Annotated in this window: 7 protein-coding genes; 5 read left to right on the top strand and 2 right to left on the bottom strand. The window is 74.6% G+C overall.

Annotated features, from left to right (window positions below):
* Both AB4039_RS27310 and AB4039_RS27305 read right to left on the bottom strand, forming a co-directional pair.
* On the bottom strand, positions 1-181 hold a 181-nt coding region (locus tag AB4039_RS27310), incomplete at its 3' end, for a hypothetical protein (protein WP_442272034.1).
* 294 nt (positions 182-475) lie between these two features.
* Entirely contained in the window at positions 476-1,810 is a 1,335-nt protein-coding gene (locus tag AB4039_RS27305) for an SWIM zinc finger family protein (RefSeq protein ID WP_442272033.1), read from the bottom strand.
* A gap of 135 nt (positions 1,811-1,945) precedes the next feature.
* Between AB4039_RS27305 and AB4039_RS27300 the strand changes: the two genes are divergently transcribed.
* From AB4039_RS27300 to sucD, 5 genes are all read left to right on the top strand, one after another.
* Positions 1,946-3,052, top strand: coding sequence for an ATP-binding protein (locus tag AB4039_RS27300; protein ID WP_266841252.1), 1,107 nt, complete (start codon positions 1,946-1,948; stop codon positions 3,050-3,052).
* Positions 3,049-5,319, top strand: coding sequence for a DUF5682 family protein (locus AB4039_RS27295; protein WP_442272032.1), 2,271 nt, complete (start codon positions 3,049-3,051; stop codon positions 5,317-5,319). Before AB4039_RS27300 ends, AB4039_RS27295 begins: the two co-directional genes overlap by 4 nt.
* Positions 5,320-5,395: 76 nt before the next feature.
* On the top strand, positions 5,396-6,592 hold the full coding sequence (locus AB4039_RS27290; protein ID WP_442272031.1) for a VWA domain-containing protein: 1,197 nt from the start codon (positions 5,396-5,398) through the stop codon (positions 6,590-6,592).
* A gap of 266 nt (positions 6,593-6,858) precedes the next feature.
* Complete coding sequence (gene sucC / locus AB4039_RS27285; protein WP_266841255.1) at positions 6,859-8,037, top strand: ADP-forming succinate--CoA ligase subunit beta; 1,179 nt, start codon at positions 6,859-6,861, stop codon at positions 8,035-8,037.
* A 21-nt stretch (positions 8,038-8,058) separates the two neighbouring features.
* Positions 8,059-8,946 carry a succinate--CoA ligase subunit alpha gene (gene sucD, locus AB4039_RS27280; RefSeq protein ID WP_442272030.1) on the top strand — a complete coding sequence of 296 codons (888 nt, stop codon included), beginning with the start codon at positions 8,059-8,061 and terminating at the stop codon, positions 8,944-8,946.
* The last annotated feature ends 1,546 nt before the right edge of the window (positions 8,947-10,492 follow it).

Raw genomic sequence — 10,492 nt, 5'->3', positions numbered from 1 at the left:
GCCCGGCGCGGCGGCGCACCGTCCGTACCGCCGCCGCGCCGAGCAGCGCCCGAGGCGAGCCGCCCCGCCGCTCGGTGCCCAGCAGCGCGCTCGCGACCAGGTCCTCCCAGTCCCGCTCCCCGTCCCCGTCCCCGTCCCCGTCCGTCGCCGTCGTACCGCCGGCCTGGTCGATGTCGTTCACCGGACCCCCTCCCTCGTCTTCTCGCGTGTCCGTGTGCGTGTGCGTGTGCGTGTGCGTGTCCGTGTCCGTGCCCCGGTCCCGCCCCCTGGGCGGGACCGGGGCATGCGTCAGCTGGCGTGGTTGTCGTTCATCACAAAGCCCCCCGGCTTTCTCATCCCGTACGGCGGCGCCCCCGCGCCCCGTTCCGGGTACTCGACGTGCAGGGCGGATCCCGGTCTTTCCGGTCCCTTCCGGTACCGGTCCTTCCGGCCCCGATCCGCCGTTCCCCTCCTTCGCACGGCCCCCCGGGCCCCGTCACCCCAGGGCGACCGGCTCCGCGGTGTGCGGATCCCAGGCCGTCAGCGGGGTGAAGCCGCGGTGGCCGCACTCGCCGAAGACCGTGACGGGGCCACCGCCCGAGAGGGCGGCGAGCTGCCACAGTCCGGACCGCGAGCGGCCCTGGGCGAGGGTCACCGGCAGCGCGGACGCCCCCTCCGCGTCCGCGATCTGCCAGGCCCCGTCACCCGCTTCCCCCGGTATCGGGATCACCGGGCCCAGCACCACCGGCCAGGACTCCAGCCACGGGTCCTCCCGCAGCGCGGCCCCGTAGGCCTCCAGGGCCTCGCCGGTGCTCACCCCCGCGGGCACCCCGGGGGCCGCCGCCGTGACGGTGCGGTCCCCCAGGTCCCCCCGGAGTCCCGCCGAGCCGGGCCGGAAGCGGACTTCCGCCTCCAGTGCCAGTCCGACGGGCAGTGCCAGCTCCGGCGGCCGCCCGGGCGGGCCGAAGTCCAGCACCAGGGCCGGGCGCCCGCTCCCCAGCCCCCACAGCCACGTCCGGCGGGTGGTGAGCCGGCCGTCCGCGGACACCGAGTCGTACTGGGCCAGTACGAGCCATTGGTCCCCGACGGCCTCCCCCTCCGCCGACTGCGGCAGCCCCACCCGGCTGCGGACGGTCGCGGCCAGCGGCCCCGGCAGCCCGGACACCCCCAGCCAGGCCCGGTCCAACAGGTGCAGCAGCGCGAACTCCTCAAGCATCCGGGCGGGCCAGCCGGCGCCGCAACCGGGTATTGCTCCCAACTCCCTTACGCGGGAGGCGAGTCCCGGTGCCTGGGCGTCGACCATCCGGGCCGCGGTCTCCTCCCAGCCGGCGTAGCCCGTCCGCTCCTGTCCGGCGAGCCCCTCGCTCAGCACGTCCGAGAGCCGCCGCTCCAGCTCGGCGACCCCCGTCCCGACGCGCCCGGCCCGGCGCTCGGCCCGCTTGCGGGCCGCCTCGGCGTCCACCGGGCCGGCCGTCCGGCGCTCCGCCCGGTCCGTCCGCCCCGCCAGCCATTCCCCGGCCCAGTCCGGAGCCGCGACGGGATCCCCCACCCCCGGGCCCGCCCAGAGCAGCAGCAGTCCCAGCGCGTGCTTGCACGGGAACTTCCGGCTCGGGCAGGAGCAGTTGTAGGCCGGTCCGGTGAGGTCCACGACCGTCCGGTACGGCGTGCTGCCGCTGCCCTTGCACAACCCCCACACGGCACCGGAAGCGGAACCTCCGGTCTGCGACCACGAACCCTCCCCTCCAAGCTTCCCTCCCGCCTTGCGTGACGCATCGTCAGGTGCCAGAGCCAGTACCTGTTCCGCCGTCCAGCGGACCTGCTGCCCAGTCATGTGAACCACCGTAGAGACCCCCACTGACAATCGCTCTGACCTGCAACAACGCTGAGATCAGAGGGTGTTGTCAGTGGCGTGGTGCACGGTTGGACACAGCAGTCGGGAACGGCTGTCGAGCATTGGAGGGGGACCATGACCATGCCCGGGACCGACACCGCCGGCGAAGCGCTGCGACCGCACGCCGAAGACGCCTTCGCGCACGAACTGAAAGCCCTGGAAGCGGCCGACGACCGGCCCCGTCCGGCCCGCTGGAAACTCTCCCCGTGGGCCGTCGCCACCTACCTGCTCGGAGGCACGCTCGCCGACGCCACCGTCATCACGCCCAAGTACGTCGGCCCGCGCAGGATCGTCGAGGTCGCCGTCAGCACCCTCGCCACCGACCGCGCCCTGCTCCTCCTCGGGGTCCCCGGCACCGCCAAGACCTGGGTCTCCGAGCACCTCGCGGCAGCCGTCAGCGGCGATTCCACCCTCCTGGTCCAGGGCACCGCCGGCACCCCCGAGGAAGCCATCCGCTACGGCTGGAACTACGCCCGCCTCCTCGCCCACGGCCCCAGCCGCGAGGCACTCGTCCCCAGCCCCGTCATGCGGGCCATGGCCGAGGGCTCGACCGCCCGCGTCGAGGAGCTCACCCGCATCCCCGCCGACGTCCAGGACACCCTCATCACCGTCCTGTCCGAGAAGACGCTCCCGATACCGGAGCTCGGTCAGGAGGTGCAGGCCGTACGCGGGTTCAACCTCATCGCCACCGCCAACGACCGCGACCGCGGGGTCAACGAGCTCTCCAGCGCGCTGCGCCGCCGCTTCAACACCGTGGTGCTGCCGCTGCCAGCCACCGCCGACGCCGAGGTCGACATCGTCGCCCGCCGCGTCGACCAGCTGGGCCGCTCCCTGGACCTGCCGGCCGCCCCCGAGGGACTGGAGGAGATCCGCCGGGTCGTCACCGTCTTCCGGGAGCTGCGCGAGGGCGTCACCGGCGACGGCCGCACCAAGGTGAAGTCGCCCAGCGGCACCCTCTCCACCGCCGAGGCCATCTCCGTGGTCACCGGCGGGCTGGCGCTGGCCGCCCACTTCGGCGACGGCGTCCTGCGCCCCTCCGACGTGGCCGCCGGCATTCTCGGCGCCGTCGTGCGCGACCCGGCCGCCGACCGGCTCGTCTGGCAGGAGTACCTGGAGGCGGTCGTCCGCGAGCGGGACGGCTGGAAGGACTTCTACCGCGCCTGCCGGGAGGTGACGGCATGAGCCCGGGGGCCGCGGCACCACTGCTGCTCGGGGTGCGCCACCACGGCCCGGGATCCGCCCGGTCGGTACGGGCCGCGCTCGACGCGGCGCAACCGCGGGCCGTGCTGATCGAGGGGCCGCCCGAAGGGGACGCCCTGCTGGCTCTGGCCGCCGAACCGGGCATGCGCCCGCCCGTCGCCCTGCTCGCCCACGCGGCGGACGATCCGGGCCGGGCCGCGTTCTGGCCGCTCGCCTCCTTCTCCCCGGAGTGGGTCGCCCTGCGCTGGGCCCAGGCCCGGGACGTGCCGGTGCGCTTCATCGACCTGCCGGCCGCGCACACGCTGGCCGCCGCCCCCGGGCGGGACGAGGACGACGGCGAAGCCGGCTCCGTACCGGTGGACCCGCTCGCGGCGCTCGCCGGGGCCGCCGGGTACGACGATCCGGAGCGCTGGTGGGAGGACGTGGTCGAACACCGGGACGCCGGCGCCGCACGGGATCCGCTGGCCCCCTTCGCAGCGCTCGCCGAGGCGATGGGCGCCCTGCGCGAGACCCACGGGGACGGCGGCCGCCCCCACGACCTGGTCCGCGAGGCGTACATGCGCCAGCGGATGCGGGCCGCCCGCCGGGAGTTCGGCGCGGACTACGCCGTGGTGTGCGGGGCCTGGCACGTACCGGCGCTGCGCGCCGCGACCACGGCCGCCGCCGACCGGGCCCTGCTCACCGGACTCCCCAGGACCAAGGTGGAGACCACCTGGGTGCCGTGGACCCACCGCAGGCTCGCCAGGGCCGGCGGATACGGCGCGGGCATCACCTCGCCCGGCTGGTACGCCCACCTCTTCGCGGCCCGGGACCGGCCCGTCGAGCGGTGGCTGACCAAGGTCGCGGGCCTGCTGCGCGAGGAGGACCGGCAGGTCTCCCCGGCGCACGTCATCGAGACGGTCCGCCTCGCCGGGACCCTGGCCGCCCTGCGGGGCCGTCCGCTGCCCGGTCTCACCGAGACGCTGGAGGCCGTCCGGGCGGTCATGTGCGACGGCTCCGACGTGCCGCTCGCGCTGATCGAGGACCGGCTCGTCGTCGGCGACGTGCTCGGCGAGGTACCCGAGACCGCGCCCGCCGTTCCGCTCCAGCGGGACCTCACCCGCCGCATGCGCAGCCTGCGCCTCAAGGCCGAGGCGCAGAGCCGCGACCTGGAGCTCGACCTGCGCAAGGACACCGACGCGGCCAAGTCCCTGCTGCTGCACCGGCTGCGGCTGCTCGGCGTCGACTGGGGCGTGCCCACCGCCTCCCGCAGCGGTACGGGCACCTTCCGCGAGACCTGGCGGCTGTGCTGGGAGCCCGAGCTGTCGGTACGGACGGCCGAGGCCGGGATCTGGGGCACCACCGTCCCGGGGGCCGCCACCGCCAAGGCGGAGGCCGAAGCCCGGAGCGCCGGGGAGCTGGCCGAGATCACGGCGCTGGCCGAGCGGTGCCTGCTGGCCGGGCTGTCCGAGGCGCTGCCCGCCGTACTGCGGGCCCTCGCCGACCGGGCGGCGCTCGACACGGACGTGGCCCGGCTCGCCGGGGCGCTCCCCGCGCTGGCCCGTTCGCTGCGCTACGGGGACGTGCGGGGAACCGACGCGTCGGCCCTGGGCACGGTCGCGGCGGGGCTGGCGGAGCGGATCTGCGTGGCACTGCCCGCGGCCTGCGCGGCCGGGCCGGCCGCCGACGGGGCGGCGGCGCTGCGCGGGCACGTGGACGGGGTGCACGGAGCGGTCGCCCTGCTGGCGGACGCCGACCCGGGGCTGCGCGAGCGCTGGTCGGGGGTACTGCGGACGCTGGCCGGGCGGGACGCCGTGCCCGGGGTGATCCGCGGCCGGGCCGCCCGGCTGCTGCTGGACGGCGGCCGGCYCCCCGCCGGGGAGACGGCGCGGCTGATGGGGCTCGCGCTGTCCCCGGCGGCGGCCCCGGCCGACGCGGCGGGCTGGATCGAGGGCTTCGCCGGGGGGAACGCGGGCGGCGGCACCCTGCTGGTGCACGACGAGCGGCTGCTGGGTCTGATCGACACCTGGCTGGTGTCGGTGCCGCCGGGAGCCTTCGTCGACGTGCTGCCGCTGCTGCGGCGGACGTTCGGGGCGTACGAGACCGGGGTGAAGCGCAGCCTGGGCGAGCTGGTGCGCCGGGGCCCCGACGCCGGGCGGGGACGCTCGGCTGCCCGCGCCGCCCCCGAGGGCTTCGCCCCGGACCTCGACCCGGCCCGCGCGGCCGCGGCGGAGGCCCTGGCCCGCCTGCTGCTGGCCGCGGCGGGGTGAGGCGGCGGGACGCAGGGGCGCCGGGGCCGTGCGGGAACGAAGGGAACGTAGGGAACGAGCGGAGGGGGCAGGACGGATGACGGAGCGGGACCGGCCGACGACGGCCGGGGAGGCGACGGCGACGGACGCCGTCGCGGGGGACGAGCGGCTGCGGCGCTGGCGGATGGTGCTCGGCGGCGGCGAGGCCGACGGCACGGGGTACGCGCCGGCCGGGCGGGACGCCGCGATGGACGCCGCCCTCGAAGCGCTGTACGGGGGCAGCGGCGCCGGCGGCGGGCGGCCCGCGGGGGAGCGGTCCGCCGGGCTCGGGGGCTCCGCGCCGCAGGTGGCGCGCTGGCTCGGGGACATCCGTACGTACTTCCCCACCACGGTGGTCCAGGTCATGCAGCGGGACGCCATCGACCGGCTCGGCCTGTCCACGCTGCTGCTGGAACCGGAGATGCTGGAGGCCGTCGAGCCGGACGTCCACCTGGTCGGCACCCTGCTGTCGCTGAACAAGGCGATGCCGGACACCACCAGGGAGACCGCGCGGGCCGTGGTCCGCAAGGTGGTGGAGGAACTGGAGCGGCGTCTGGCCTCCCGCACGAGGGCCACGGTGACGGGCGCGCTCGACCGGTCGGCGCGGACCGCCCGCCCCCGCCACCGCGACATCGACTGGGACCGGACCATCCGGGCGAACCTGAAGAACTACCTGCCCGAGCACCGGACGGTCGTGCCGGAGCGCCTCGTCGGCCACGGCCGGTCCGCGCGGGCGGTCCGCAAGGAGGTCGTCCTCTGCGTCGACCAGTCGGGTTCGATGGCGGCCTCCGTCGTCTACGCCTCCGTCTTCGGAGCGGTCCTGGCGTCCATGCGCTCGATCGCGACCCGCCTGGTCGTCTTCGACACGGCCGTCGTCGACCTGACCGACCGGCTCGACGACCCGGTCGACGTCCTCTTCGGCACCCAGCTCGGCGGCGGCACCGACATCAACCGCGCCCTCGCCTACTGCCGGTCCCGGATCACCCGTCCCGCCGACACGGTCGTGGTCCTGATCAGCGATCTCTACGAGGGCGGCATACGCGACGAGATGATCAAACGGGTCGCGGCGATGAAGGCCGACGGGGTGGAATTCGTGACCCTCCTCGCACTGTCCGACGAGGGCGCTCCCGCCTACGATCGCGAACACGCGGCGGCGCTCGCCGCACTCGGCGCGCCCGCCTTCGCCTGCACCCCCGACCTGTTCCCGGACGTGATGGCGGCGGCACTGGAGAAGCGGCCCCTGCCCAGCACGTGAGGACGCTGACGCAAATCGGCAGATCACACGAAGTTGCAGTTCAACCGTGAGGCGATCTGTGACAGGTATCACCGCGCAGGTGTGATCTGCGATTTAGGGACCTACGGCCCACGGGGATAACCTGCGAGACGGACATGCCGCGTCCACGGTCACCGTGTGCGCCTCCCCTGTGACAGCGCCGTCACGTTGCCCTTCGCGGCACGCCCACGCAGATAGCAGACAACCGCGAATCACTGCGAATCTTTGAAGACAAGGGACGGACGCGCGTGGACCTGTTCGAGTACCAGGCGAGGGACCTCTTCGCCAAGCACGGTGTACCGGTGCTGGCCGGTGAAGTCATCGACACGCCTGAGGCGGCTCGCGAGGCCACCGAGAAGCTGGGCGGCAAGTCGGTCGTCAAGGCCCAGGTGAAGGTCGGCGGCCGCGGCAAGGCCGGCGGCGTCAAGCTCGCCGCCACCCCGGACGAGGCCGTCGCCCGCGCGACGGACATCCTCGGCATGGACATCAAGGGCCACACGGTCCACAAGGTGATGATCGCCGAGACCGCTCCGGAGATCCTGGAGGAGTACTACGTCTCGTACCTCCTCGACCGCACCAACCGCACCTTCCTGGCCATGGCCTCGGTCGCGGGCGGCATGGACATCGAGCAGGTCGCCGAGGAGACCCCGGAGAAGCTCGCCAAGGTCCCGGTGAACGCCAACGAGGGCGTGACCATCGAGAAGGCCCGCGAGATCGTCGCGCTGGCGAAGTTCCCGGCCGAGGTCGCCGAGAAGGTCGCCGAGGTCCTCGTGACCCTGTGGGCGACCTTCATCGCCGAGGACGCGCTCCTCGTCGAGGTCAACCCGCTCGCGAAGGTCGCCAACGGCGACGTCATCGCGCTCGACGGCAAGGTCTCGCTCGACGAGAACGCCGAGTTCCGCCAGCCGGGTCACGAGGAGTTCGTGGACCACGCTGCCGCGAACCCGCTGGAGGCCGCCGCCAAGGCGAAGAACCTCAACTACGTCAAGCTCGACGGTGAGGTCGGCATCATCGGCAACGGCGCGGGTCTCGTCATGAGCACCCTCGACGTCGTCGCGTACGCCGGCGAGAACCACGGTGGCGTCAAGCCCGCCAACTTCCTGGACATCGGTGGCGGCGCCTCCGCCGCCGTCATGGCCAACGGTCTTGAGATCATCCTCGGCGACCCGGACGTCAAGTCCGTGTTCGTCAACGTCTTCGGTGGCATCACCGCGTGTGACGAGGTCGCCAACGGCATCGTCCAGGCCCTGCAGCTGCTCGCGGACAAGGGCGAGGCGGTCACCAAGCCGCTGGTCGTCCGCCTCGACGGCAACAACGCCGAGCTGGGTCGCAAGATCCTCTCGGACGCCAACCACCCGCTGGTGCAGCGCGTGGACACCATGGACGGCGCGGCCGACAAGGCCGCCGAGCTCGCGGCTGCGAAGTAAGGGCAGAGGTCACAGACTCACATGGCTATCTTCCTCAACAAGGACAGCAAGGTCATCGTCCAGGGCATGACCGGTGCCACGGGCATGAAGCACACCAAGCTGATGCTGGCTGACGGCACCAACATCGTCGGCGGCGTGAACCCGCGCAAGGCCGGCACCACCGTCGACTTCGACGGCACCGAGGTCCCGGTCTTCGGTTCCGTCGCCGAGGCGATGGAGAAGACGGGCGCCAACGTCTCCGTCCTCTTCGTCCCGCCGGCCTTCGCCAAGGCCGCCGTCGTCGAGGCCATCGACGCCGAGATCCCGCTGGCCGTCGTCATCACCGAGGGCATCGCGGTGCACGACTCCGCCGCCTTCTGGGCGTACGCGACCGCCAAGGGCAACAAGACCCGGATCATCGGCCCGAACTGCCCGGGTCTGATCACCCCCGGCCAGTCCAACGCCGGCATCATCCCGGGCGACATCACCAAGCCCGGCAAGATCGGTCTCGTGTCCAAGTCCGGCACGCTGACCTACCAGATGATGTACGAGCTCCGTGACATCGGCTTCACCTCCGCCGTCGGCATCGGTGGCGACCCGGTCATCGGCACCACGCACATCGACGCCCTGGAGGCCTTCGAGGCCGACCCGGACACCGAGCTCATCGTCATGATCGGCGAGATCGGCGGCGACGCCGAGGAGCGTGCGGCGGACTTCATCGCGAAGAACGTCACCAAGCCGGTCGTCGGTTACGTCGCGGGCTTCACCGCCCCCGAGGGCAAGACCATGGGCCACGCCGGCGCCATCGTCTCCGGCTCTTCCGGCACCRCACAGGCCAAGAAGGAGGCCCTTGAGGCCGCCGGCGTCAAGGTCGGCAAGACGCCGACCGAGACCGCCAAGCTGGCGCGCGAGATCCTGAACGCCAAGTAGTCGTTCTCGTCTTCCGCACGTGTACGGGCGKGGCCGGACGCCGGGTCGCCCCGCAGCCGTTCCCGGAGCTCCCGGCTCTGGTCGGTGAGCCGCTGCGGGCCGCTGTGCGGAGGAACCCCGGAGACGCTGCTGCCCGGTGCGACCGGGGGCTCGTACCGGTCCGGCGCGGTGACGGCGGTGTACCCGGTCGCCACGGCGATCGCCGCGGTGAGGCAGATCGCCGCCCGCGACCACCGCCGGGCCGTGCGCTCGGTGAGGGAGCGGACGGTGGCCGGGGTGCTGCGGGGTTCCAGCGGGACGGCGGGCCGGAGCCCGCCGAGCAGCTCGCGCAGCGCGGCGGACTGCTTCTCCGGCGGTACGTCGGCCAGCCCGGGAACCCGCTCGGCCAGGGTGGCGTGGGCGCGCAGCAGCCGGTTCCCGGCGGCCGGGGTGCTGGCCTCGGTCTCGGCGGCGGTGTCGGGCAGGTCGAGGCCGATGCCGTCGTAGAGCAGCACGGTCCTGCGGTGTACGGGCGGCAGGTCGAGCAGGGCGTCCAGCAGCATCCGGTCGACGGGTTCGACCGGGGCGGGGTCGTGGGCGCGGTACGCGCGGCGGAACCGGTGCCAGGGCGAGAGGGCGTACTCGTACGCCACGGCCCGGACCCAGCCGACGGGATCCGGGTCGGTGGCCACCTCGGGCCAGCGTCCCCAGGCCTGGCGGAAGGCGTGCTCGACGGACTGCCGGGCGAGGGCGCGGCGGCCGGTGAGCAGGTAGGCCTGGCGGACGAGCGCGGGGGCGGCGCAGAGGTAGAGGGCGTCGAAGGCCCGCGCGGGTTCCGTCAGGGGCGGCTGTGCGGACTCCCCGGGCGGCGCCGGGTCGGGCCGGGCGGGGTCGGCGGCCCGCGGGTCGGGCTGTGCGGGGTCGGGGCGTGCGGGAGCGCCGGGCTGTGGGGCGCCGGCCTGCGGGTCGGGCCGGGCGGGGTCCGTGTGCGGGGGCGCGGCGGGGAGCGGATCCGCCGGGCCGGCGGGTGCGGGGGAGGGACCGCCCCCGCCGGCCCCGGTTCTGACGGGGTGTTTCGTCTCGTGGCGGGTCAGGGAGACGGGTGGCCGGGCGGCGCCCTTGCCGGCCGGGCGGGGGCGCGTACCGGGCCCGCCCGCGCGCGTCGGGACCCCGCCCGCCGCGAAGGCCCGTACGCCCCCGGCGGCGGCCCGGGGAGCTGCGCCGACGGAGGGCCCGGCGGGAGCGTCCACGGCTTCCGGGGCGGGCGGTTCGGGAGGGCCGGGCTGTTCGGGCGGGGCGGTGGCGGTGGTGGTGGCGGCCCGTACGCCGGGCGCGTCCGCCTCCGCCTCCGCCTCCGGGCCGGTGTCGGCCTCCCCCTCCGCGAGGCGGGTCAGCAGCGCGGCGTACACCTCGCGCTTGCGTCCGCGCGGTTCGGTGCGGCCCGTCTCCCAGGAGCGGACGGTCGTGGCGGTGACGCCCACCGTCGCCGCGACCTCCCCGTGGGTCAGCCGGCCCGCTTCGCGCAGCCTGCGGCGTTCCTTGGGGGACGGCAGGCCCAGCTCCGCGT

The organism is Streptomyces sp. M-16, assembly GCF_052114405.1.
In the GTDB taxonomy this organism is placed as follows: domain Bacteria; phylum Actinomycetota; class Actinomycetes; order Streptomycetales; family Streptomycetaceae; genus Streptomyces.
The sequence above is the reverse complement of the archived record's forward strand: the minus strand, read 5'-3'. Positions and strand labels throughout refer to the sequence as shown.